Origin of the sequence: Dyadobacter subterraneus (assembly GCF_015221875.1) — a bacterium.
Taxonomy (GTDB): Bacteria; Bacteroidota; Bacteroidia; order Cytophagales; family Spirosomataceae; genus Dyadobacter; species Dyadobacter subterraneus.
In genome coordinates, this window is record NZ_JACYGY010000001.1 from 2,889,357 (window position 1) to 2,914,145 (window position 24,789).

25 protein-coding genes are annotated in these 24,789 nt (G+C 39.2%); 12 read left to right on the forward strand and 13 right to left on the reverse strand.

Annotated features, from left to right (window positions below; genetic code table 11):
- Window positions 1-13 precede the first annotated feature (13 nt).
- The gene (locus IEE83_RS11855; protein WP_194120786.1) at window positions 14-430 is read left to right on the forward strand and encodes a 6-pyruvoyl trahydropterin synthase family protein; all 417 of its coding nucleotides are present in this window, start codon (window positions 14-16) and stop codon (window positions 428-430) included.
- Entirely contained in the window at window positions 390-1,079 is a 690-nt protein-coding gene (gene folE, locus IEE83_RS11860; RefSeq protein WP_194120787.1) for a GTP cyclohydrolase I FolE, read from the forward strand. Before IEE83_RS11855 ends, folE begins: the two co-directional genes overlap by 41 nt.
- 132 nt (window positions 1,080-1,211) lie before the next feature.
- Here the strand turns inward: folE and IEE83_RS11865 are convergent, their stop codons facing one another.
- Window positions 1,212-2,141 carry a TIM barrel protein gene (locus IEE83_RS11865; RefSeq protein WP_194120788.1) on the reverse strand — a complete coding sequence of 310 codons (930 nt, stop codon included), beginning with the start codon at window positions 2,139-2,141 and terminating at the stop codon, window positions 1,212-1,214.
- Between the two features lie 36 nt (window positions 2,142-2,177).
- Window positions 2,178-3,191, reverse strand: coding sequence for a cation diffusion facilitator family transporter (locus tag IEE83_RS11870; RefSeq protein ID WP_194120789.1), 1,014 nt, complete (start codon window positions 3,189-3,191; stop codon window positions 2,178-2,180).
- A 38-nt stretch (window positions 3,192-3,229) separates the two neighbouring features.
- Here IEE83_RS11870 and IEE83_RS11875 point away from each other — a divergent pair, with 38 nt between their 5' ends.
- Together IEE83_RS11875 and IEE83_RS11880 are read left to right on the forward strand one after the other, a co-directional pair.
- Window positions 3,230-3,784 carry an NUDIX domain-containing protein gene (locus IEE83_RS11875; RefSeq protein ID WP_194120790.1) on the forward strand — a complete coding sequence of 185 codons (555 nt, stop codon included), beginning with the start codon at window positions 3,230-3,232 and terminating at the stop codon, window positions 3,782-3,784.
- Between the two features lies 1 nt (window position 3,785).
- The gene (locus IEE83_RS11880; RefSeq protein ID WP_194120791.1) at window positions 3,786-4,400 is read left to right on the forward strand and encodes a LysE family translocator; all 615 of its coding nucleotides are present in this window, start codon (window positions 3,786-3,788) and stop codon (window positions 4,398-4,400) included.
- Window positions 4,401-4,661: 261 nt separating this feature from the next.
- On the opposite strand, the gene IEE83_RS11885 is transcribed toward IEE83_RS11880, so the two are convergent.
- Together IEE83_RS11885 and surE are read right to left on the reverse strand one after the other, a co-directional pair.
- Entirely contained in the window at window positions 4,662-6,242 is a 1,581-nt protein-coding gene (locus tag IEE83_RS11885) for a GH3 family acyl-acid amido synthetase (protein WP_194120792.1), read from the reverse strand.
- 20 nt (window positions 6,243-6,262) lie between these two features.
- The gene (surE, locus tag IEE83_RS11890) at window positions 6,263-7,030 is read right to left on the reverse strand and encodes a 5'/3'-nucleotidase SurE (RefSeq protein ID WP_194120793.1); all 768 of its coding nucleotides are present in this window, start codon (window positions 7,028-7,030) and stop codon (window positions 6,263-6,265) included.
- Between the two features lie 123 nt (window positions 7,031-7,153).
- On the opposite strand from surE, the gene IEE83_RS11895 reads away from it, so the two are divergent.
- On the forward strand, window positions 7,154-7,654 hold the full coding sequence (locus tag IEE83_RS11895) for a GNAT family N-acetyltransferase (protein WP_194120794.1): 501 nt from the start codon (window positions 7,154-7,156) through the stop codon (window positions 7,652-7,654).
- A 3-nt stretch (window positions 7,655-7,657) separates the two neighbouring features.
- Here IEE83_RS11895 and trhO read toward each other — a convergent pair whose 3' ends face one another.
- On the reverse strand, window positions 7,658-8,641 hold the full coding sequence (trhO, locus tag IEE83_RS11900; RefSeq protein ID WP_194120795.1) for an oxygen-dependent tRNA uridine(34) hydroxylase TrhO: 984 nt from the start codon (window positions 8,639-8,641) through the stop codon (window positions 7,658-7,660).
- A gap of 205 nt (window positions 8,642-8,846) precedes the next feature.
- Here trhO and IEE83_RS11905 point away from each other — a divergent pair, with 205 nt between their 5' ends.
- Window positions 8,847-9,461, forward strand: a complete 615-nt coding sequence (locus IEE83_RS11905; RefSeq protein WP_194120796.1) for a deoxynucleoside kinase — start codon at window positions 8,847-8,849, stop codon at window positions 9,459-9,461.
- Between the two features lie 57 nt (window positions 9,462-9,518).
- On the opposite strand, the gene IEE83_RS11910 is transcribed toward IEE83_RS11905, so the two are convergent.
- The 4 genes from IEE83_RS11910 to IEE83_RS11925 all read right to left on the reverse strand — a co-directional run bounded on the left by IEE83_RS11910 (window position 9,519) and on the right by IEE83_RS11925 (window position 11,714).
- Window positions 9,519-9,872 carry a hypothetical protein gene (locus IEE83_RS11910; RefSeq protein WP_194120797.1) on the reverse strand — a complete coding sequence of 118 codons (354 nt, stop codon included), beginning with the start codon at window positions 9,870-9,872 and terminating at the stop codon, window positions 9,519-9,521.
- A 63-nt stretch (window positions 9,873-9,935) separates the two neighbouring features.
- Window positions 9,936-10,616 (reverse strand): VOC family protein, encoded by a 681-nt coding sequence (locus tag IEE83_RS11915; protein ID WP_194120798.1) that lies wholly within the window; start codon window positions 10,614-10,616, stop codon window positions 9,936-9,938.
- A gap of 96 nt (window positions 10,617-10,712) precedes the next feature.
- Window positions 10,713-11,126 (reverse strand): response regulator, encoded by a 414-nt coding sequence (locus tag IEE83_RS11920; protein ID WP_194120799.1) that lies wholly within the window; start codon window positions 11,124-11,126, stop codon window positions 10,713-10,715.
- A gap of 192 nt (window positions 11,127-11,318) precedes the next feature.
- Window positions 11,319-11,714, reverse strand: coding sequence for a response regulator (locus tag IEE83_RS11925; protein WP_194120800.1), 396 nt, complete (start codon window positions 11,712-11,714; stop codon window positions 11,319-11,321).
- A 392-nt stretch (window positions 11,715-12,106) separates the two neighbouring features.
- Here IEE83_RS11925 and IEE83_RS11930 point away from each other — a divergent pair, with 392 nt between their 5' ends.
- Window positions 12,107-13,348, forward strand: coding sequence for a GAF domain-containing sensor histidine kinase (locus IEE83_RS11930; protein ID WP_194120801.1), 1,242 nt, complete (start codon window positions 12,107-12,109; stop codon window positions 13,346-13,348).
- A 44-nt stretch (window positions 13,349-13,392) separates the two neighbouring features.
- Here the strand turns inward: IEE83_RS11930 and IEE83_RS11935 are convergent, their stop codons facing one another.
- Window positions 13,393-15,651, reverse strand: a complete 2,259-nt coding sequence (locus IEE83_RS11935; RefSeq protein WP_194120802.1) for a TonB-dependent receptor — start codon at window positions 15,649-15,651, stop codon at window positions 13,393-13,395.
- A gap of 477 nt (window positions 15,652-16,128) precedes the next feature.
- On the opposite strand from IEE83_RS11935, the gene trpB reads away from it, so the two are divergent.
- The 4 genes from trpB (at window position 16,129) to IEE83_RS11955 (ending at window position 20,905) form a co-directional block, all read left to right on the forward strand.
- Entirely contained in the window at window positions 16,129-17,334 is a 1,206-nt protein-coding gene (gene trpB / locus IEE83_RS11940) for a tryptophan synthase subunit beta (protein ID WP_194120803.1), read from the forward strand.
- Window positions 17,321-18,097: a tryptophan synthase subunit alpha gene (gene trpA / locus IEE83_RS11945; protein ID WP_194120804.1), complete on the forward strand. Its 777-nt coding sequence runs from the start codon at window positions 17,321-17,323 to the stop codon at window positions 18,095-18,097. Before trpB ends, trpA begins: the two co-directional genes overlap by 14 nt.
- 203 nt (window positions 18,098-18,300) lie before the next feature.
- Window positions 18,301-18,891 (forward strand): peptidylprolyl isomerase, encoded by a 591-nt coding sequence (locus tag IEE83_RS11950; protein ID WP_194120805.1) that lies wholly within the window; start codon window positions 18,301-18,303, stop codon window positions 18,889-18,891.
- A gap of 148 nt (window positions 18,892-19,039) precedes the next feature.
- Window positions 19,040-20,905: a gamma-glutamyltransferase family protein gene (locus IEE83_RS11955; RefSeq protein ID WP_194120806.1), complete on the forward strand. Its 1,866-nt coding sequence runs from the start codon at window positions 19,040-19,042 to the stop codon at window positions 20,903-20,905.
- Between the two features lie 57 nt (window positions 20,906-20,962).
- Here the strand turns inward: IEE83_RS11955 and IEE83_RS11960 are convergent, their stop codons facing one another.
- Window positions 20,963-21,874, reverse strand: coding sequence for a helix-turn-helix domain-containing protein (locus IEE83_RS11960; RefSeq protein WP_194120807.1), 912 nt, complete (start codon window positions 21,872-21,874; stop codon window positions 20,963-20,965).
- Window positions 21,875-21,930: 56 nt separating this feature from the next.
- The gene (locus tag IEE83_RS11965; RefSeq protein ID WP_194120808.1) at window positions 21,931-22,977 is read right to left on the reverse strand and encodes an NAD(P)-dependent alcohol dehydrogenase; all 1,047 of its coding nucleotides are present in this window, start codon (window positions 22,975-22,977) and stop codon (window positions 21,931-21,933) included.
- A gap of 63 nt (window positions 22,978-23,040) precedes the next feature.
- Between IEE83_RS11965 and IEE83_RS11970 the strand changes: the two genes are divergently transcribed.
- Window positions 23,041-23,253: a hypothetical protein gene (locus IEE83_RS11970; protein WP_194120809.1), complete on the forward strand. Its 213-nt coding sequence runs from the start codon at window positions 23,041-23,043 to the stop codon at window positions 23,251-23,253.
- 237 nt (window positions 23,254-23,490) lie between these two features.
- Here IEE83_RS11970 and IEE83_RS11975 read toward each other — a convergent pair whose 3' ends face one another.
- A complete protein-coding gene (locus tag IEE83_RS11975) occupies window positions 23,491-24,570 on the reverse strand; it encodes a dihydrodipicolinate synthase family protein (RefSeq protein ID WP_228101780.1) in 1,080 nt (359 codons plus the stop codon).
- Between the last annotated feature and the right edge of the window lie 219 nt (window positions 24,571-24,789).

The following is a 24,789-nucleotide window of genomic DNA, read 5'->3' on the forward strand; positions in this document are numbered from 1 at the left end:
GTTATTTTATAGTATGGCTCATAAAGTGGCTGTGTTTCGTAAAGAACACTTCAATGCGGCTCATCGTCTTCATAATCCAGACTGGTCGGATGAGAAGAATGAGGAGGTTTTTGGCAAGTGTAACAATCCGAATTTTCATGGTCATAATTACGAACTTATCATTCAGGTAATTGGCGAATTAAATCAGGAAACTGGTTTTGTGATTGATATGAAAGTACTGAGTGCTATCTTGAAGGATAATGTACTTGATCGTTTCGATCACAAAAATCTGAATCTTGATGTTGAAGAATTCAGGAATTTAAATCCATCCGCCGAGAATATTGCGGTTGTTATTTACAATATTCTCAGACCAAAAATTGATGCAGAGCTTGCTCTGAAAATTAGATTATATGAAACAGAACGAAACTTTGTTGAATACCCGGTCGATTGACAATTTTGATGTTGAGGAAATTGGCGATGAGCATCTTTTTTCTTCTATTGAAACACCCATGCGTCCCGATGCCTTTGCGTTGGAAGACGATGTGAAGATTGAACTGATTGAAAAACATTTTCGCCATATCATGGAAATCATGGGTTTGGACCTTACAGACGATAGTTTGAAAGGCACTCCAAAGCGTGTAGCAAAAATGTATATCAAGGAAGTTTTTAGCGGTCTTGATCCTAAAAACAAGCCAAAAGTTGCTTTGTTTGATAATAAATACAAGTATGATCAAATGCTTGTAGAAAAAGATATCTCCGTTTTTTCAAACTGTGAACACCATTTTGTTCCAATTTATGGAAAAGCGCATATCGCATATATTTCCAGTGGAAAAGTGATTGGTTTATCAAAACTGAACCGGATCGTAGAATATTTCTCTAAACGCCCACAAGTTCAGGAAAGACTGACCGTTCAGATTGCGAATGAATTAAAACAAGCCTTGCAGACAGAAGATGTGGCTGTGGTGATTGACGCAAAACATATGTGCGTACAATCAAGAGGCGTTCGTGATGCAGGAAGCTCAACAGTAACTGCATACTACGGGGGGAAATTTGAACAGGAAGCTACAAAGAAGGAATTCCTGGCTTATTTGGGAATGTAATGAATGCATAATTATTAATGATAAATTGTTAATGGGGCTCGTTAATTTTATTCGCTCTAAACTAATAGCCTGATCCATCTATTGAGATGAATCAGGCTATTATCATTTACCATTAACACTTACCATTAACAATTAAATAGTCGGTCCAACACGCTCCAAAAGTGCCTTCGTTGCCTTAATTCCTTCGCGTTCTGAAAGTTTGCTTCCTTCGTATTCGATACCAGCGATGCCTTTGAAACCGCTGTCTTTCACGATTTTAAGAATTTTGGTATAATCTGTTTCGATGCAATTTCCTTTTTCGTCAAAATCATAAGTTTTGGCACTTACACCTTTTGCGAACGGCATCAATTCTTTTGTTCCCTGGTAGCGGTCGTATGATTCTTCGCATTCGAAACTTCCTTGTTTTCTTTTGATACAGAAGTTTCCGAAATCCGGTAATGTTCCAACGTTTTTCATATTCACGTGTTTCATTACGCCAGATAGCCACTGACCGTTTGATGAAGATCCACCGTGGTTTTCAACGATTACATTGATTCCTGTTTTCTTAGCGAATTCCCCAAGTTTACCAAGTCCTTCTACGGCTGCTTTTGCGATTTCTTCATTGGTACCTTTTCCAAAAGCATTTACACGGATCGTTTTGCAACCCAGATATTTTGCGCATTCAACCCATTTGTAGTGATTTTCAACTGCTTTATTTCTTACCGCAGGATCCAGTTCTCCAAGTCCGCCTTCACCATCAATCATGATCAGGTTATTGGTAACGCCATTATCCTTACATCTTTGCAAAAGTTCGTTCAGATACGTTTTGTCTTCTGCTTTGTCTTTGAAAAACTGATTTACATATTCAACAATAGAAATCCCGAATTCTTTTTTAGCCAGTTCAGGGAAATCCATGTTGGTGATTTTCTTGGCAAATAATTCCTTGTGAAGCGACCACTCAGCAAGGGAAATATCAAAGAACATTTTTTTAGCAGCGGATTCCGCAAAAAGATCTGTCAGTGTAGTAGCCATCAACGCAGTTGCGCCTGCTTTCTTTAAAAAATCGCGTCTTGAAAAAGTCATTTCGAGGTTAGAATTTAGATTTAAGATATAGAAAAATTATACATTCAGTTTAAGGCTTGCGTCTTCAAATAGCTTTTGATTTTTGACCAGATTGGCGGCGTCCCAATCAATATCTTTCACAAAATCATATTGTCTTACCGGGCAGATTTTCATTTTACAGAAATAGCAGCATTTAGGCAAACAAGGATCGGCATGCACAAAAATCTCAGTTTCACCCGTATGGTTTTCTTTTAAAATATTTTCAAATTCATGAATTGCTTCATGTGCTTTTTGTAATTCCCAATAGTAAGGTAAAGTAAGATGACAGTCAATATGCAGATCAGAGCCGTACTGCTGCACTCTTAAATTGTGAACATCAACCCAATGATCTTTTTTATTTTCGGAAATCGATTGCACAATTTTTTCAAGCAGATTTTCATCCGTTGCATCCATTAATCCGGCAACCGATTTACTGACCAATTGAAAACCGTTGTAAGCTAAAAATAATCCGAATAATAAAGAAGCTGCACTGTCAATCCAGATTTGTCCGGTCAGCATAATCAATCCCACACTGACGATTAGCACCACGCTGCTAACGCTATCTGATAATAAATGTCTTCCATCTGCGGTCAGAGCAAGCGAATTTGCCTTTTTTCCTTCCTCAACCAGTTTATAACCGATCAGCATATTTACGATGATCGTAATGACTATGAAAATAGCTCCCTGCGCCAGATTCTGGATAGGAGCAGGCTCCATTATTCTTTTTACAGCTTCAATAATGATAAAAAGTGAAGCAATAACAATTAATGCCCCTTCAAAACCGGCGGAGAAAAATTCGATTTTTCCGTGGCCGTAAGGATGATTTCTATCTTTTGGCTGAGCGGAAAGATATATGCTGTAAAATGCGAAACCGCTTGCGATCACATTGATGATGGATTCGAGTGCGTCGCTCAGGATTGCATTCGAATCTGTCAGGTAAAACGCAAAAAACTTTAACCCCGTCAGGATAATACTTGCTACAAAAGAGAGCAGGATGAGACGTTGTTTACGCTTATTTTGGTTTATTTGCATCAGAGATTAATATTTCAGAGACCAAAAATACTAAGAAAATGCGGGGAATAAGTACAGAAAATAATTGGAAGACGCTTTCTTCCAAGACGGTGTATGAGAATGCGTGGCTGGAAATCAGTCACCGTGAAGTGATTAACCCTGCCGGAAAAGATGGAATTTATGGTGTTGTAAAATTTAAAAACAAAGCGCTCGGCATCATTCCTGTTGATGAAAACGGAAATATTTACCTCGTTGGTCAGTTTCGGTATACGTTAAATGAATATTCCTGGGAAATTCCGGAAGGTGGCGGACCTTTTGATGAGGATGTGCTGGATGCCGCAAAAAGAGAATTAAAGGAAGAAACTGGTTTATTGGCCAGCAACTGGACAAGATTATCAAGGATCCATACCTCAAATTCTGCAACGGATGAGGAAGGATTTCTTTTTCTGGCGGAGGGTTTAAGCCAAAGCGAGGCGGAACCAGAGGAAACAGAAGAATTACAGGTGAAAAAGATTCACTTGTCGGAAGCCGTGGAAATGGTAATGCGTTCAGAAATTACGGATGCCATTTCGATCGCCGGAATTTTAATGGCCGCACGGCTGAAAGGAATATAGTATGATTGAAGCTTTATTTTACGGTATCCTGACGGGTATAGGACTGTGCCTGACTTTCGGTACTGTGTTTTTTTCTTTGATTCAAAATAGTGTAGACAATGGTTACAGGACAGGGATTAAAATAGCTTTTGGTGTATTCATTTCCGACGCTATTTTCGTTTTCTTTGCGATTTTCGGCACGGGATTATTGCCTGATATTCACAATTTTCAAAAGTACATGGCCGGTGCCGGTGTTCTTTTTTTATTGATTTTAGGAATTTCAAATTTGGTTAAAGGGCAGCCAAAAGTTGCTTATCCCAAAACCAGATTTGGTAATTTGTTGTATTACTTTACAACAGGTTTTTTTTTAAATGCTTTAAATCCGGTGAATTTTATTAGCTGGGTTACAATTGCTTCGTACATCCGCTCAACTTTGCATTATAATTTCCATCAGGTTTTACTATTCTTTACAGCGAGCGTGATTGCGGTTTTCCTTGTGGAAAGTTCAATCGCTGTTTTTGCAGATAGACTAAAAAAAGTTTTTACCCCGAAAGTTGTTTTGATTTTCAATAAGGTGACGGGGGTGGTTTTTATATTGATCGCCTGCCAGATTGCTTATACTAATTTTTTGAAGTAGGAGAAGAGATATAAAACAAAAACCGGTCAGGATTTAAAATCTGACCGGTTTTATGTTTGTAAAGTGTGCCAACGGAGCCCAAATTTATCTTACCACGGGATAAATCCAGTGGCTAGAAAGTCTGTCGTGCCGAAGGCACTATGAAATCTGGGATGATTCAATTGATTCTAATCATATCTAATTTTGAGAATTAAAAATGCCGTAGGCATGACCGACGTTGTAGCCGTGGGTTTTAACCCACGGAAATGTTCACCAGATATATTATTTCGAAAAAACCTCATCTACCACATACCCGTTATTCTTCAGATATTCCTTCCAGTCTTCAATCAAAAAGTTTTTCAAAACGCGCGGGAATTTATTTTGTCCACCCATTTTTCCTTTTGATTCCATCCAGCCGTAAAAAGCTTTATTGGGAAGTACAGTCACAAAAACATCTTTCAAAGCATGCTTGCGTTCCACTGCATAATCATCATTCAACTCAGCAAGTTTGGCATCGATTTTGGTTTTCAAAACCTGCGGATCAACATTACTTTCTTCCACACCGATATACCAGTGGTGAGCAAATAACGAATCATGTTCAACACCACAAACTGTAAATTCTTTGACAGTCAATCCTAATTCATCAGAAATTAAATCAACCGCTTTATTCATATTATCAACCGAAAGGTGTTCTCCACATAAGCTTAAATAATGCTTGGTACGGCCCGTGATAACAATTTCAGCCTTCGCTTTATCTACAAATTTGACTGTATCACCAATCAGATAACGCCATGCACCTGAGCAGGTTGAGATCAAAAGTGCATATTCTTTTCCTTCTTCAACCTGGTCCACCATCAGCGTTTCCGGAGATGTTACCAGCGTTCCTTCCGAATCAAAGTTCTTTTCATTGAAAGGCACAAATTCGAAGAAAATTCCATTGTCAAGAACCAAAGCCATTCCGGCTGCACCGGGACGGTTTTGATATGCAATAAAACCCTCGGAGGCAAGATATGTATTGATATAAATGAGCGGCCGGGCAAGCAATTTTTCGAAACCTTTACGATATGGTTCAAAAGAAACGCCGCCATGCGCAAAGACCTGAAGATTTGGCCAGATATCGTGAATTGTTTTTACTTTGTAATGGGCAATGATTTTTTCCATCAGAAGCTGAATCCAGGCCGGTACGCCCACGATAAAACCAATATCCCATTCGTGCGCTTTCAGTGTAATTTCTTCCAGTTTTAATCCCCAGTCTTTTTCAGAGGCAATTTTTTCTCCCGGTTTGTAATATGGACGAAACCATGCAGGAATCTGGCTGGCTGTAATTCCGCTCAAATCACCTTCATAATGTGAATCCTGATTGTTGAGGTTGGTACTTCCACCAAGCATTAAAAAACCTTTTTCATATAAATCGTCTGGCAGATCTTTATAACTTCCAAGGGATAAAATTTGCCTGATGCTGGTTTTCTGAATGGCTTTTGACATTGCCTTCGTTACCGGAATGTGCTTGGTAGCAGCTTCCGAAGTTCCTGAGCTTAACGCATAATATTTAATGCTGCCTGGCCAGCAAATGTCTTTTTCGCCATCAAGAGAACGGTGCCACCATTCCTTAAAAATAGCGTTATAATCATAAACCGGAACTGATTTTTTATACTGTTCGTAAAACGCACCTTTGTTGCCAAAAAGGATTGACGATAACAATTCATCAAAGTTGTATTTTTCACCAAACTCGGTATACCTGGCCTTCGCCAAAAGTTTTGCTAATGTCTTTTTCTGCTGCTGATGAATGGTTGCCTTTTTCCTGTTGGCAACGATGTTACTCAACCGGATTCCTCTTTTTAGCAAACTTCCTACTATGGCCATAGCTGATTTTCTAACGTGGGTTATAAATTCCAGGTTTCAAGCTCTTTCAAAGCTTTATACTCTGTTAAATCATATTGACAAGGTACAACGGAAATGTAATTATTATCCAATGCCCAAACATCTGTATCTTCTTTTTCTGTATCAAAATTGACAAACTTGCCCGCCATCCAAAGATAACCACGACCATTCGGATCAACACGATGATCAAATTTTTCCTGCCATTTTGCATGCGCCTGGCGACAAACTTTTACTCCTTTAACCGGCTCCTCAGTCTTTTCAGGAATATTAACGTTCAGGGCTATGCCCTTTGGTATACCATGTTTTAAGGCAGATTCCGTGATTGATTTTATAAAGGGTATTCCATGACTGAAATCTGCATCCTCTCTGAAATCACACAAAGAAAAACCGATAGCTGGTATACCTTCAATTGCTCCTTCAATGGCGGCAGACATAGTTCCGGAATAGAGAACGCTGATGGAACTATTACTTCCGTGATTAATTCCGCTGACAATTAAATCAGGTTTTCTGTCTTGCAATACGTAATTTTTTGCCAGTTTAACGCAATCTGCCGGTGTTCCTGAGCATTCATATTCTACTACATCATCAAAAATATGTGTTTCATATAACCGCAATGGTTCGCCAATTGTGATGGCATGCCCCATTCCGGATTGCGGGCTATTCGGTGCTACAACGATGACGTCGCCAATAGTTTTCATGATGTCAACCAGTGTGCGAATACCCAACGAGGTTATTCCGTCATCATTTGTAACTAAAATAAGTGGTTTCATATATTAATTCAAAATTTACTCAGCTTTATATCCACAAAATTTAGCGGATTTTGTTGATGAAAATTGTTTTGTTTTGTGGTTGAAAGTATCCAATTTCACTTTAAAAAATCAAATTTAAGGAATATGCCTTCATTCTCAATAAAGCATGCAACCCTGGCTGACATACCCGTAGTAATCCAAATTCAGGAAAAAACGTGGGAACCTACTTACCGTGAAATCCTTACAAAAGAGCAGATAGATTATATGTTTGAAAAAATATATTCTAAAAATGCGCTGGAAAATCAGATGACACAGGGCGGACAGCAATTTATGCTTTTGTTTAACGCAGAAATTCCCAAAGGTTTTGCTGCGATATCTGAGGAAGCACCCGGATACTTCAAGTTACACAAGATTTATGTACTTCCAACAACGCAGGGTACCGGAGCCGGCAAATTTTTGCTGACTGCGGTGGAGAATTATGTAAGATCGCTGGGTGGAAAAAAACTGGCTTTGAACGTCAATCGATACAACAAAGCCAGATCTTTTTATGAAAAAATGAATTTCACTGTTACAAGGGAGGTTGATGTTCCAATTGGTCCTTACTGGATGAATGATTTCATCATGGAGAAACAATTGGAACAGTAAATATCAGGCTTGCTCTTTTGCGGCAAGCTTCAATTTTTTAAGTGTCTTTTTCAGACTTTTCATGCCTTGCAGCGGATTGTAATGGTTACTGTTACTGACATAGTAACCCGTTCCGTCATAAACCCTTTTGTTTGGATGTGCCTTACATTCCGGAGAACATGCACCTTCCATTTCTTCACCACATTTGTGGCAAACCGGTACGTGCGTGTTACATTCGGCGTTGGCGCAGTTGATCATCCTGTCGCAGGGATCGTTGCAAATATAACATCTTGAAATAACGGTAGGATTTACCTGGTTCACATCAACGGTAATTCTGTTGTCGAAAACATAACATTTCCCGTCAAAATCTTCACCGCCTTCTTCCAGTCCGTAACGGATAATACCACCGTGAAGCTGGTACACATCAGTAAATCCTTTTTCCAAAAGATATGCACTCGCTTTTTCACACTTGATTCCACCTGTGCAATACGTGACGATTTTCTTATCCTTCAAATGCTCGATTTCATGGATATGATCCGGTAATTCACGCAGATTGTGCATATCAAAAGTGATTGCACCTTTGAATTTCCCAACTTCATGTTCATAGTCAGAACGCATATCAACCAGAACCACATCGGGATCCTGCATCATAGACTTCAGCTCTGACGGTTCCAGATGTTTTCCGGTACGCACGAGAGGATTTACATTAAGGTCAGAATTTACAATTTCATCCTTAACACGAACGTGCAATTTTTGGAAAGCAATTTCATCATGATCATCCACTTTAAACTGGACATCTTTAAATCTTTCGTCAGAGCGGATATAATTCATGTAAGCTTCACAATCTTCCGGCGTTCCGGAAACGGTACCATTAAGGCCCTCCGGAGCAATAATGATTCTTCCAAGAAGATTGTTTTCTACACAAAACAAATGATGCTCATCGCGATACGTTTCCGTATTTTCGATAGGAGCATAAAAATAATAGAGTATTACACGAAAAGGCTTCATTAATCTAATTTTCAAGGACTGAATGGGGCAGCAATTGTCTTTTTGAAATGCCAACCCTTAAAATCGACTGCAAATATACGAATATCACAACTTTATCCGAAATGGAAAAAACTAACTTTCGTCAGCCTTTCATTTAACGTTCAAATCCATATTTTTGTGCCACTTGAAGCACCACATATTCATTAACAACTAAAATTTAAATTCAATGCACATCGCAATAATCGGAAATATCGGCGCGGGAAAAACAACGCTGACACAGATGTTAGGTGAACATTATGGCTGGGAAGTGATGTACGAAGCCGTAGAAGGAAATCCGTATCTGGCTGACTTTTATGAAGATATGGAGCGCTGGGCTTTTAATCTGCAAATATATTTCCTGAACAACCGCTTTGCCCAGGTTCAGACGATCAGGTCTACAACTTATGCTACCATTATTCAGGACCGGACAATCTATGAAGATGCTTTTGTGTTCGCACGTAATTTGCACGACTCGAAAATCATGACAGAACGTGACTACAAAAGTTATTTACTATTGTTTGAATCAATTATGAAAACGGTTTCCCAGCCTGATCTTTTAATTTATCTCAAAGCTGATATACCAAAACTGGTTTCACAGATCAAGAAAAGAGGGCGGGAATTTGAGGCTGATATTTCAGAAGAATATCTGACAAATTTGAACAGATATTATGAAGATTTCAGTCAAAACTACGACCACGGAAGATTGCTTACCATTGATGTAAATAATATGGATTTTGCTTCCAAACCGGAGGATTTTAATACCATTGTTACAGCGTTAAACAAGGAATTATTCTACGTTTAGAAATCAAAACGCAAACAGGAATTGACCAAATTGAGGCAATTCCTGTTTGCGTTGTTTTTAGAAACGATCAGTTATCAACAATCCTCTTGCCACAATAGCAATCAAATCTTTTGACGAAGTTGCTTTATCAAGGTCAGATTTCATGGACAAAAATTCGAACTTTTCTTTTTTGTCCAGACTCATTTTAAGGAATTTACTTATCGCTTTTGCAATATATCCTTTCACCTTATCCAGTTGTTTGACATTAGAAGAAACCAGTTTGCTCAAATCTTTTCCTTCTTCAATATCAATCAAATTGGTCATTTGAACGCCATGTTCGCCATTTTTTCCTTCGGAGGTCACATTTTTAAATGCCCGGCGGATAAATGTTTCGTAGTCGTATGCGTCGTTGTAAGCGTTTTCGTTTGTCATTATTCTTCCTGATTTTATCGCAAAGTACGGCTTTGCCGTTTCGTTACAATTTTATTATTCAGGTTAATTTAAATCAGCTGCTGACAATTTGTCCGTAAAAATTTCAAAAGAAGATCCATCCACAGTCTCAATTATTATTTTTGACCAAAAACTTTGCGCTTTCTGATTCGTGGGAAACCAGTTTCTATTTTCATTCACAATCACAAGCAATCCTTCGTCGTCACCGACAGCTGTGAAATTTTCCTGAGCGGGCTGTTTGTGAAATATGGCAAGATTATAATTTTCGGAGATCGTTATAGCCAACGCCGGAACATCGTCCGTTACCAATCCAATTTCACTAACAGAAATAACAGAAGAAGCATCGAATATTTTTTCAGACTGGTTGTCAACATCAAAACGACAAATTAATTCGAGCAGATTTCCATTGTTATCATAGAAATAAATCGATTTGGCATTCCACAATTTGATATCAGCAATGTTGCTTTCTGGTGTTACCGGAAGTATGGAAACTTTTTTGGAAAGCCAGTCAAAAGCTTCATCCAGTTTGTTATTGGGAATATCGAATGCAATATGATAAACCGGTTCAGGAACTTGGGAAAGTATAAATTTCAAATTTGTATTACCAATCAGGTAAGATAATTCTTTTCCTGTTTTTTGGCGGGCGGATAAATCCAAAAATGTATTGTAAAAAGTTTCGGTTTTATCAATGTTATTGGTCAGCAGATGTAATTCCTTTATTTTCATGTTAATAGTATTATCAAGCCGGTTTAAGCTGCGGCTTGTATAATTATAAGAAATTGAAAGGAAAGATAGTTCCTGGCTAACGGGTAGGAACCAGGTTTAGAATCGCTGATGATCAAAAAAACAAGTCTGTAATGCTTCTGCTATTTTAATGAAACCGTCCATCGTATTGGGCTTTTTAATAAAGGCATTGATCCCGGCCTGGTAAGCTTTCTGGATTAATTCCGGTTCAGAAGATGTCGAAATCATTACTGTGGGAATATGTTTGATCTGATCATTGGCGCGGATGGCTTCCAAAGCTTCCAAACCTGTAACTTTCGGCATATTCATATCCAGAATAACAAGAACGGATGAATCTGCGATACTTTCAGATTGAATCAGGTTTAACAAATCCATTCCATCGGCAACTTCAATTATTTTGATTTCAAGATTGAGGTCACGAATGGCATCCGAAATAAACTGGCGGTCATCTTCATCATCGTCAGCAACATAGATAATTTTGGAAGGTTTCATTACTAAAAGTCTTTGGATTATTCTTATCCGGCCGCCCGCAAGTAATGAGGGGCAGCATGATTTATCGGATTCCAAAGGTAGGAAAAATACTATTTTAACATTTTGTCAAAATACTGATTTTAGTCATTTTCTACATCAAAAAGCGGAAGATATGCATAACTTTTTTTGCTAAGATTCGGTTGGGAGCTGATATTACAAAAACTGATTGGTAAGCTGCTGGATTAAATCAATAAAGGCTTCAAAAGAATCGGGTTTTGTTAGATAAATGCTGATTCCAGCCTTATAAGCCAGCTGTGCAAATGAAGAATCTGAGGAAGTTGACAACATAACGGCAGGAATCATCGACAAATGTGGGATGGAACGAATGGCGTCAAGTGTTTCAAGACCATTCATTTTTGGCATATTCATATCCAGAACCACGATAGCAGAGTCAGCTTCTCCGCTTTCTTCCATGAGGGTTAGCAACTCAAAACCATTTTCGGCTTCTATCACTTTTATTTCGCTGTCTACTTCCCGAATCGCCTCCTTAATCAGGAACCTGTCGTCGGCATCATCATCGGCCAGGAAAATAGTTTTAAGATTTTGCATGGAAAATGAATGTATATATTTACATTTTGTTTCAATAATAATTTTGACGGAACAAGAAGTAAAATTAATGTAAATTGGTTTAGATGCAGTTTTTAAATCAACTGTAAATGGTTAAAATTCAATTAAAGTTTCCACTTCCTGTGAGCAAATTCTAAGCGATTGATGAAGCTGACAAAAAATATTAAATCTTCAAATTTCCAGACCGGACCCGTATCCATTTAAGGTTGATTTCATGCCTGGGGTTAGTTCAGGTATGATTCTTTTAAAAGAGCAAAAAATTTGACAGATTTAGCTTTTTCAGCCACCATGCTTATTTCGAAGTTGTATGGAGAAATATAGTCGGAATAATTATATTTGATTTATGAGTATTTTAAAACCTAATTTCCACAGTAATGTATTCTGACAATAGTTTGTCCAGAGATATTGAAAATGTAAGGCAAATCCCCATTGTATCAACAATGCTGGAAGTGGTTTGTCGTACAACCGGGATGGGTTTTGCCGCTATTGCCCGTGTCACGCAGGATCGATGGATTGCATGCACTGTAAGAGATGAGATTTCATTTGGCCTGGAACCTGGAGGAGAATTGCCTATTGAAACCACAATTTGTAATGAAATCAGGGATGCGCAGCAGGCCGTAATTATCAACGATGTCGCAGTAGATCCAACTTATGTCAATCATCATACACCCAGAATATACGGTTTTAAAAGTTATATTTCTGTACCGATTTTTCTAAAAAACGGTGATTTTTTTGGAACGCTTTGCGCTATTGATCCCAATCCGGCAGATCTCAACAATGCCAAAACAATCGGTATGTTCAAGTTATTTACGGATCTGATATCATTTCATCTTCATAGTATCGAGGTGATTGAAAAGAGTAATGAAACGATACTCGATATGAATCGTCAGTTGACCGAATCCCGTGATGAAAACCGTCAGTATCAGCATATTTCAAGTCATAATTTACAGGAGCCGCTTCGGAAAATAAGGATGTTCAGTAGTATGCTTATTGATGCTGCGGAGGCAAAAGACACAGAAAAGGCAAAATATCTTTCATTGAAAATTAACGCCAGTGCGCAAAAATTTTCTATGATGATCAAGGATTTGTCCGATTTTTCTGAATTAAAAGATACTTCCTTTGAGCCGGTTGATCTCAACAAAATCATCAGTGACGTTTGCGTTCAGTTAAAATCTGAACTGGAAGAAAAAAGTGTCGAAATAAGTGTTACACAAATTCCTGTCATTCAGGCAGTTCCTTTTCAGATGGAGCAGCTTTTCTACCATTTGATTCACAATAGTATCAAATTTGCCAAAAAAGACGACACACCGATTATTGATATACAAGCCAAAGTGCTTTCCAGGGAAGAAATACTAAAAGTAATTCCGACCGCGAGAGGCATTGAGTTCATGGAGATTTTGATGGAGGACAATGGTATAGGAATCGAAAAATCGCAGCTGGAAAATATTTTTGATATGTTTTCTCAATTGCCGTACGACAAAACACAGAAAGGTCGGGGAATTGGTTTGTCTTATTGTCGGAAAATAATCCGCAATCATAACGGAATCATTACTGCCCAATCAGAATCAGGTAAAGGTACCCGTCTGCGCATTATTTTGCCCATGTCCAGAAACTAGGACGAAGTCTTATTTTGATAAAAAGAATAATTTCAGACCAGAATCTAGAAAAATAACGTCCAGCTTACTCTTGCGAAAAATGGAGTTCCGGGCGTAAAGTGAATTTCTTCAACGGGCGTCGTTTCATTTTTCAATCTGCTTTCAGTATCAAATTGCGTTTCTTTCCATTTTGTATTTAATATGTTTTGAATGGAAAGGCCGAGATTATATTTACTTTTCGTGTAGTTTAATTGCAGATCACTGACAAAATATCCTTTTGCTACAATCGAATTGTCTTCATTGGCTGGCCTGTTTGCCATGTAACGGTATCTCAAAGAACCATTTATCCCGTTCTTCATTTGTAATGCTAATCCTCCGGTTGAAGAAAAAAGAGGCGCTAGCGGTAAATAATTCATGCCCGCTGCTTCGCCAAGAGCCCGTGGTTTGGCAGAACTGATGTCAATATCAGCGTAAAGAATATCGGTCAATTGATAACGAACAGATAAGTCTAACCCTTGTCTTTTTGATTTACCACTTGGTTCAATTACACCTGCATCGCCAACGTATACAAATTCCTGTTGAAGCCACAAGTACCAGGCAGCGGCATTGATCAGCATTTTAGGAAACGGCTTGAATATCATGCCCAGATCAGAGCCATAGGCAGCCGGCAAAATCTGTTTTCCACCCTGAGGAACCACCACTCGTGTGTCATTTGAATGAAAACCTTTTCCCGAGTTGAGGTACAGCTGTAAACGTGGATTGAAAGTATAATAAAAATTCAGCTTTGGAGAAACGATGGCATCACTGGCATGTTTGCTATCCACAGGCTGGGCCAGTAAATCTTTGTATTGATTATGGAAATAATCGATTCTTACGCCGACATTGACAGTAAATTGATCCGTAACCTGAACGAGTTCATCTGCATAAACGCCGGCATTTAATTCATTGATATCGCCAAGCTGATATCTTTCGAGGGTAGTGATTCTGTCTTTCGTGTGCGACAATTCGGTTTTGTTGGTCAAATCGTGACGGAATTGTGCTCCTAATGTCGTTGTCCAGCGCATTTTTCCAAGATATGTTTCTTTGGAAATACTGCCATTGTAGCCATATAAATTCCTTTTTTCTTTTTGACGAATCTGATCACCATTAATAGAATCCTTTAAGAAAAATGTAAAATTGGAATACAGTTCGAAATTGTAATTGCTGTAAAAAGCCTGGTTTTTGATGACAAAGTTACTGGCCGTTACCGTAACAAACTGAGCATTAAAATTAGTCCGACTGGTTTCTCCACCTTCGGAAGGATCTATTGATCCAAAAAATCCGATTTGACCTGACTCATAAGCCCGGTCAGGGACCTGTCCTGAATGATTCCATTTACTGTAAAAAGTAAATCCTGTCAGCGTCAGATTTGTATTGGCTGCCAAATGCCCATGATATTTACCAACAATATTTACACGGTTAAAATGCTGGGGATTATCGAAATAGGAGTTGGAAAACGAATACTCGGAAGTAATGTAGGCCGACTGGTTTTTATCTCTTCCCGTTTTACCTAACAAATCAATACCTGCAACTGCCCGGAATGAATCATATTGACCCGCTTCCAGCTTCACAAAGGAATGATCCAATGCATCTTTTGTCCTGAAATCCACCCAGCCAGCTGTTGTAAAATTTCCTTTTTCGGCATTATAAGGACCTTTTTTGAAATCAACTCCTTTGACCAATTCCGGTATTACAAAATGGAGATCCGCATAACCTTGTCCATGGGCATGAGAAACCATGTTTACTGGCATTCCATCAACGGTCAGGCGAATATCTGTTCCATGATCCAGGTCAAAACCGCGAAGAAATATTTGCTCTGCCTTTCCTCCGCCTGCATGTTGTCCAATGAAAAGTCCCGGCACCATTCTTAAAATTTCCTGGGAATTTGTGATCGGCCTGAGCTTGATATCCATGCTGCTTATTAACTGCTGATCATGTGCCCGTTCAGACGAAATGACAACTTCACTCAATTCAATATTGGTATTTGAAAGCGTTGTTTTTACAAATGAGGTTTGATTGTCAACGACTGTAATCTCGATAATCTGTGAAGTAAAACTCACATGTGAAAGCTCGATTTTATATTTTGATGCGACCAGATCTTCAAATCTGTATTGTCCCAAATCATTGGTTACAGTCGCTTTTCCTTGATTGGTAAGCTGCACAGTCACTCCTTTCAAGGGCAGGTTGGTAGCCTTGTCGAAAACGGTGCCGGAAATATTTCCAAGGTGCGCAAATACCGTCAGGCTTGTTAGTAAAAACAGGAGTGAGAGTAATGATTTTTTCATCAAATTTAAGTCAACGATTTTTCAGGTGAGTTACAAATATTCTCTATTTGGGTTTTAGAAAGCAAATTTTAATTTATTTTCTACCGCTGAATTTCTAAAACTTCCTATGCTCAAATACAGGTAATGCGGTGTAAACACTACCAATTAACTTGGTTTTCAACAAATACTCGTCACAATATTAATGTGTTGCGTTCATTCGTAAATGATATCTAAATAAAAGGCGATTGATGCGACAACTTCAAATTGATCTAATAAGATTTATTTTGATTATTTTTGATCGTTTATTTGTTTCATAAGATGATTCGCCCTTATATTTGCTGCATGAAATATCAATCGATACTTTCCTTAAACTTCTGGTGGCACAATACCCGACTTCTGTATTGTGAACGATGGCACGCCTGTTAGAAATTTCTTCTGATTTATACGCGAGACTTCCTGTTCACAGGGAGTCTTTTTTTATTTTAAACCAATATTCTAATGAATTATCAAGTTGACGAAAACGGGTTTTACGGTCCTTATGGAGGAGCCTATGTGCCCGAAGTTTTGTTCTCCAATGTTGAGAATTTAAGTCAGAGTTATCAGGCCATTCTGGACGATCCGGATTTTCAGAAAGAGCTTTCAAGGCTGCTGCATCTGTACGTCGGCCGGGAAATGCCGCTATATCCTTCTCCCTATTTATCAGAATTATATAGAACCAATGTTTTCCTAAAAAGAGAAGATTTATGCCATTCGGGTTCTCATAAAATCAACAATACACTCGGGCAGGTTTTGCTTGCGAAGAGATTGGGGAAAACACGGATCGTGGCTGAAACTGGTGCCGGATCACATGGCGTTGCAACGGCCATGGCCTGTGCGCTTTTGAAATTGCCTTGTTTTATTTACATGGGTGAAGTTGATATGCAGAGACAATTCCCAAATGTAGAGCGTATGAGGTTGCTTGGGGCGGTCGTTGTTCCGGCACTTTCTGGTAGTAAAACTTTGAAAGATGCTACGAATGAGGCTTTTAGAGACTGGATCAATAATCCGGTAGACACGTTTTATGTCATCGGCTCCGTCGTTGGGCCGCATCCTTATCCGGATATGGTAGCAAAGCTCCAATCGGTAATCAGCAAGGAATTATTACATCAGGTTCCGGCGCAGACCAGTAAAGAGAGTCCGGATTATGTTGTCGCCTGTGTTGGCGGAGGAAGTAATGCGGCGGGTTCATTTTATCACTTTTTGAATAATCCTGATGTAAAACTGATTGCGGCAGAAGCGGCTGGAAAAGGTCTTGATTCAGGTTTTACAGCAGCAGCAACTTTCCGTGGCAAAGAGGGGATTTTGCATGGCAGTAAAACGAAATTTATGCAGACAAATGAAGGCCAGGTACTGGAAGCACACTCAATTTCAGCCGGACTGGATTATCCCGGAATCGGACCTTTGCATGCCTGGCTGCATGACACCAAAAGAGCTCAATTTGTGGCTGTGACGGATGATGAAGCTTTGGACGCGGGACTCGCTTTAAGCCAAATGGAAGGAATTATCCCTGCTATCGAATCTGCCCATGCGCTGGCTGCACTTTCACAATTAGACTTTAAATCTACCGATGTTGTCGTAGTTTGTCTTTCCGGCAGGGGAGACAAAGACTTGGAAACGTACATTCAATATTCAACTTTTAAGAAAACTTCTCATGACAACTTTTAAAGAAAACCGGTTAAAAACTATTTTTCAAATCGCACAGAAAAAAGTCAGTATTTATTTTACTGCGGGTTATCCGGCTTTAAGTGATACTGCACCGATATTGGAATTATTAGCTTCTGAAAAGATTGATTTTGTAGAAATCGGCATTCCTTTTTCTGATTCTGTTATGGATGGAGATGTAATTCTGGATAGTCACAAAGTTGCCCTGGAAAACGGGATGACTCTTGATATTTTATTTCATCAGCTTGAAAAAGTACGTGACCTTATTTCCATTCCGATCGTGTTAATGGGTTCTATGAATCCTGTTTATCAATATGGTTTTGAAAGGTTTTGTCAGCGTTGCAATGAAGCAGGAGTGGACGGATTGTTATTGCCCGATCTGCCCCTGGATGATTATGAAAAGTATTATCGTGTTTGGTACCAGCAAAATAATATTGCACCAATTTTCATGATTTCACCTCAGACAAGTGATGAACGTCTGAGCAGGATTGACAATCTGGGTGAAGGTTTTTTATATGCACTTTCAGGAAATTCTACTACGGGCGGTCCCGGTGTAATCCGGGATAACTCAAACTATCTGCAAAAATTAGCAAACCGTAAATTTATCAATCCGGTTGTACTTGGTTTTAATATCAAAACGAAGGACGATATTCGTTTTGCAAACCAGTTTGCCGACGGCGCGATAGTAGGTTCTGCTTTTGTAAAAACTTTGAAAGGTGGATTCGACAGGAAACGGAGTAAGCAATTTTTGGAAGAATTGAGATAACGTCTAATAAGAGCGGCTAGCTGATTTTTTACAAAGGCAATCAAATCGTTAGTCGCTCTTGTTACCTGTTTTGTTTTGTACAAAATCGAAATACAATAATAACTATAAATAAAACTAGTCTTTTATTGAAATTTTTTGTTGAATGCCGGATTGTCCGTTAAAGCTTGTTTATATTCATTTTTTAAACCAAACATGATCCGGATATGAGGAACAAAATTCTATTATTCTTGCTGCTTCTAACTTGTTTTTCTGTCTCAGCTCAAAAAAAGAAAATCTATCAGGTTGGACAAATCAAGACAAGTTTTGGTGAAATTCTTTTCTGGTTGTATGATGAAACGCCAAATCATAAAGCAAGTTTTATTAAACTGGCGAACGACGGTTACTGGGATTCCTTAACGTTTAACCGGGTGATAAAAGATTTCGTGGCACAGGGCGGCTGTCCTGATACGCCGGCTGGATTCTCTGATTCTCCTTATCTGCTTAAACCGGAATTCAATAAAAATATCCGTCACATTTACGGAGCAGTTGCCTCCGGACGTGACAATAACCCGGAAATGCTTTCGGCAGGATGTCAGTTTTATATTGTTCAAAACAAGAATGGTTTGGCGAGGCTGGATGATAAATACACCATTTTTGGACAGGTCTTCAAAGGAATGGATCTTGTTGATAAAATTGTCAGCGTTAAAACAGACTCAACAAACACACCGCTTATGCCCATAAAACTCGACGTAAATGTGATAAATATGTCAGAAGCTGACTTGAAGAAAAACGGTTATCTGGCGATCCCAAAATAAATATCGATTTCGATCCTGGTTTAGTTACTGTTAATTTATTCTCACGGTTTCTTCATTTTTGATTACTTTTAGTAGTATTAAAGTTGCCCTCGCAGAAGCTCAATTGTATTCACTTCTATTCTCAAAATATTGTCAAAAAATCAACATTATGAAATTAAAACTGCTCGTTTGTTCATTAGCGTTCGTCGGAATTCATGCAGAATCTTTCAGTCAGGCATTTAATAATTTTCCGGTGCCAACGCAAAAACCCCCGCTTCACGCCAAACACTGGATGGGGATCACAGGAAAACCCTTGGCGGCCACGGCCGGAGCAATGATTTTTAGCAAAGGTGGCAATGCAATTGACGCATCATGCGCCATGCTTGCCTCAACTTGTACGATGTGGGATGTTTTGAGCTGGGGAGGCGAAACGCAAGCTTTGATCTATAATCCAAAAACAAAAAAAGTAATTGCACTTAATGCAATGGGCGTTGCGCCAACCGGTGCTACTGCCGATTTTTTTAAGGGAAAGGGCATGAAATATCCTCCTGAATACGGTCCGCTCGCCGCCACAACTCCCGGAACAGCCGGCGGTTTGATGACGATGCTTGCAGAATACGGAACCATGAGTTTGAAACAAGTTTTGGCGCCAGCTATGCAGTTGGCAGCAGGTTATCCGATTGAAGCCCAAACGGCAAATTCAATCGAAAGAGGAAAAGCAAAAATCAAAGAATGGCCATATTCAAAAAAAGTTTTCTTGACCCATTTGGGTGAAAAAAGAGAAGCGCCGGATGCAGGCGAAATTTTTGTACAAAAAGATCTTTTGGCAACATTACAAAAACTGGTTGATACCGAGGAACAGGCTTTGAAAAAAGGCAAAACCAGAAAAGAAGCGATTTATGCAGCTTATGACCGTTTTTATAAAGGTGATATTGCCAAGGAAATTGCAAGAAGTTGCCAGGAACAAGGGGGCCTGATCACAGAGCAGGATCTTGCCAACTGGAAAGTAAAAATTGAAGAACCATTGATGACAAATTACAAGGGAATCGATGTTTACAAAATGCAGCAGTGGACACAGGGTCCGGTCATGTTACAGGCCTTGAATATGCTGGAAAATTTTGACCTGAAAAGTATGGGATATAACTCATCCCGTTATGTCCATACGCTGTATCAGACAATGAACCTGGCTTTTGCCGACCGTGATTTTTATTATGGTGATCCTGCTTTTGCGCCTGCCGGGCCAATAAAGGGTTTATTATCAAAGGAATACGCTAAGGAAAGAATCAAACAAATTAACTGGGAAAAGAATGATCCTAAAACTTTACCCGGCGATCCTTACCCTTTTGAGGGCAAGACAAATCCATACAGTGATCAGATAAAATCCTGGGGAACAAAACAGCTTTCAATGAGAAATGATCATGGATTGGATGAAAAATTCATGGAGGAATTTACGGCCGGTACCACGTCGGTTGAGGCGGCTGATGAGGAAGGCTGGGTAGTATCCATAACGCCGAGTGGTGGCTGGGTTCCGGCAACTATTGCGGGAACGACAGGCGTAGGTTTAAGTCAGCGTATGCAGAGCTTCGTTCTTGATGCGAAAGAAAATCCTTTTAATGTGGTTGAGCCGGGAAAACGTCCACGGGTTACACTTACGCCAAGTCTGGCTTTGAAAGATGGAAAACCATTTCTTTCCTTTGCCAAACAGGCCGGTGATGAGCAGGATCAGCTGCTGCTGCAATTTTTCCTGAATATTGTAGAATTTGGTATGACAGTTCAGGAAGCAACAGAAGCGCCGAGCTTTAAAACCTTGCAGATGTACGCCAGTTTTGGTGAACATGAAAAAGATCCCGGAGGATTAATTTTAAACGAAGCGATGCCAGACTGGACAAGAAAAGAATTGTCACGAATGGGATACAAAAATTCATATCAACCGCGTACCAGCGGGCCGATCAATGCCATTTATTTTGACTGGATCCACGGAAGCATGTGGGGCGGATCGAGTAATCATGGGGAAGATTACGGAATTGGCTGGTAAGAATATTTGGATAAATTATCCTGTCAAACCACTACAATCATTCAACTGGAATTTCTTTCAGTTGAATGATTGTCTGAATTCCCTTGGCGACATATTCGTTTTATTTTTAAAAAGTTTGTTAAAAGACTGGGTATACTCAAATCCCAGTTGATAAGCTACTTCACTTACAGACAACGTTGTAGTTGCGAGAACTTCCTTCGCTTTTTCAATCAGTTTTGAATGTATGTGTTGCTGTGTATTTTGTCCGGTCAGGGATCGCAGCATATCACTCAAATAATTGGAAGAAACATGAAGCTGTTCCGAAATATACTGAACCGATGGAGGGCCGGTTTCAGACAATTTTTCATTATCAAAATATTCAGTCAGCATATTTTCAAGTTTCACCAGCAAATCATTGCTGACACTGCTCCTGGTAATAAATTGCCGGTTGTAAAAACGATTGCAATAATTCAGGAACAAGTCTATTTGTGACACAATTACGTTTTGCGTAAGCGAATCAATGGCCCCGTGATATTCCTGTTCAATATTCTGCATCAGCAATAAAATCATTATTTCCTCTTTCTCAGAAAGATGTAATGCTTCATTTACCGAATAGGAAAAAAATCCGTAGTTTTTAATGATATGCGCCAGCGGATAATTACGGATAAAATCAGGATGAAAAATCAATGATAATCCTTTATGATTTGTCGTCGTGTTTGAAATCATCTGGCCCGGAGCAATAAAAGACATAACGCCTTCATCAAAATCATAATATTGCTGGCCATATTTCATTTTCCCGGTAAAGTCTTTTTTGACGGAAATGATGTAAAAACCATTCAAATAATTGGTAATCGGTTCTCCGTTTTCTTCTCTTATGTCAGAACACTTCACCACACTAACCAAAGGGTGCTCCGGTTTGGGAAGGCCCAGAAAGCGGTGCAATTCTGAAATGGAATCGATCTTGTTAAATTCCTTATTTGATTTTTTCATAACATGAAAAAGTTACCTTCGAAGCCATTTGACAGAACAGCTCCGAAGGAGTAAAATTAGTTATTCAAAGTCTTCATATCAATCACAAACCGGTATCTGACATCGCCTTTTAACATTCTTTCGAACGCATTATTGATATTTTTAATGTCAATAAGCTCGATGTCAGAAACGATATTATTTTCAGCGCAAAAATCCAGCATTTCCTGTGTTTCCGGCAATCCGCCAGCTCCCGAACCGGTAACCGTTTTATTGCCTGCTGCCAGAGAAAAAGCCGGTACTTCCATCGGTGCTACCGGTAAACCAACCGCTATAAAAGTACCGTTAGTCCTCAGCATGGAAAGATAAAAATTTACATCATGTTCTGCCGCAACAGTGTCAAGTATAAAATCAAATTTCCCCTTTACAGCTGCCACTTCCTCCGGATTTGTCGTTACAACAAAATGATGAGCGCCAAGCTTTTTCGCATCCTCTCTTTTGGATTCAGAAGTGCTCAAAACAGTTACCTCAGCACCAAAAGCAATACCAAATTTTACACCCATATGTCCTAATCCGCCAAGGCCCAGAATGGCCAGTTTGTGCCCTTTTCCTACCTTCCATTTGCGGAGTGGAGAATAGGTTGTAATTCCTGCGCAGAGCAGCGGAGCAACCGCGGCCAGATCGAGTTTCTCTGAAATGTGATGAGCAAAATCTTCATTTACAACGTTATTGCTGCTATAACCGCCATAAACAGGCTTACCATCTTTTCCCAGATTATTGTAAGTCTGCACCGGACTTACCTGACAAAATTGTTCCTGCCCGTTGTCACAATCCTCGCAATGCCTGCACGAGTCCACCATCACACCAACACCGGCAAGATCACCCACTTTAAATTTTTTGACATGAGCGCCAATAGCTGCCACGCGGCCAACAATTTCATGTCCCGGCACCAAAGGGAAAATCCCTGGAAACCAATCGTTTTTTATCGCATGCCAATCGGTATGACAAACGCCGCAATAAAAAATTTCTATTTCAATATCATGTGAGCCGATATCTCTGCGTTCAAAATCCCATGGAGCAAGGTCTGTTTCAGCACTTTGGGCCGCATATCCTTTTGATTGTATCATATTCGTTTTGTTAATAGTTTGTATTACAAAACTAGTCAGACCAGAAAACGAAAAGTTATCCAAATGCCTCAGTGTTGTATCCAAAACGAGGTTAACACAAAATTTATCTGTCACACAAAACTGACAAAAATAATCTCTGTTGAAAATTCAACCATTTCAGCTAAAAACGTGGCTCAATGTGATATAGATTACGGACTGGATTATGAAAAATTGAAAGTTAGGTCAGACCATGAAGTTACCAATTACATCACAGACATCCAGGGAATCAGGCGCTAGTCTGTTTAAAATCTGATCATGTTCGGATCAGGTCGTGAGGATGTTTTTTCTGGCGAAAATCTGATTATACAAAATGCAATGGCATTGTTGTTCAATCTCAATTAAAAACGGACAAGAAAAAATTTAAGGCAGATGTCAACCGTTTGTCGGCCGCCTGGATTCCATACCAAACTTACGCCTGCCTTCATTTAAGGTAATAGTATAATAAAAACGGAAAACTTTTGATGGTTAAATAAGTTAAACCGAAACCGCCTTAATGCCCAGCCGCTCACACCAGCCCAGAAAGGTTTTGTAAGCTGCGTCCAGAATTTCGCGCTGTTCAGCAGGAATCTGTGTTTTGTTGGAACGGCAAATAAGAGAAATTGGCAGTCCTCGTTTTTGTAAAAAATATTTAGAGCTAACCGGATAAAATTTTGAAATAACCGGTTCCATATTTGCGATTTCATTCTGTATCCAGGAAGCATCAGCAGATTTGGATGGATTATTTGCATTTTCACAAAGCCAGCTATGGATTTCAGGATAAAAATTACCTGAAATTGGCGACAAACCCTTTGCTCCATTCTGTAAGGCTTCCAGTGCCGTAGCCGAGTGTGCATCATAAAATTCCATCTGTGTTCCCCGGCATATATCAAGTTTGGCCCTTATCTGATTTATGTCTTCGGACGTATCCTTATGATAGATCATTCGCTTGTTCGAAACCAGAAAACTAAAAACCTTTGGTGAAATAATACGTTTATATGGAAGCGGACATTCATAAGTGCCAAGTCTCATGTTGCCTGTAAGCGTAAACATTTTCTCAAAATTTTCAATCAAAACATCATCGCTTTGGTCTTTTTCAGCCAGATGGCCGGAAATCAGAATTACGGCATCTACGCCGGTTTCGTGAATTTTTTTTGCAAATAAGGCTTTTTCTTTGATCGTTTCTCCAAATGAGCCCGTGGAAACTACCGGCACCTTTCCGTTTATATATTTAACCACATGTTTGGTCAGAGCTATGCGTTCCTCGTCGCTCATATAAAACATTTCGCTGCTCAGACAATTGGCAAAAAAACCTTTTGCACCCGCTGCCAGATAAAAATCAATTAACCTGGAAACCTTGTTAAAGTCAATCTTTGAATTGTCGTCATAAGGAGTGATCATAACCGGAACAAACTTTTGCATTTCCTTCCGCGTCATTTCAGCTGACTGTTGAGAAAAACGGTGAGCGTCTTGCATCTGCGATGCTTGAATTAATCCCGGTGCGACTGAAAATCCCAAAGCAGCAGGGACTGTTTTTTCTAAAAATTCCCGGCGCGATAAGTTGCTGATGATTTTCATTGCAGGTTAAGATTGGTTTAGTACATGTTTTCAGAATAGTACTGAAAAACATCAAATCTGGTCATGTAAAATTGAAATTATTTTTACGAGATATCGTCTTCAATTCCCCCCACGGAATTTGTAACTAATCAGTTATAAATATGTCCATTTTGATAAATAACATACTTATATCAATAGTGATTTTGATTATTTAGTCTTTTTTGAAAAAAAAATAGAATT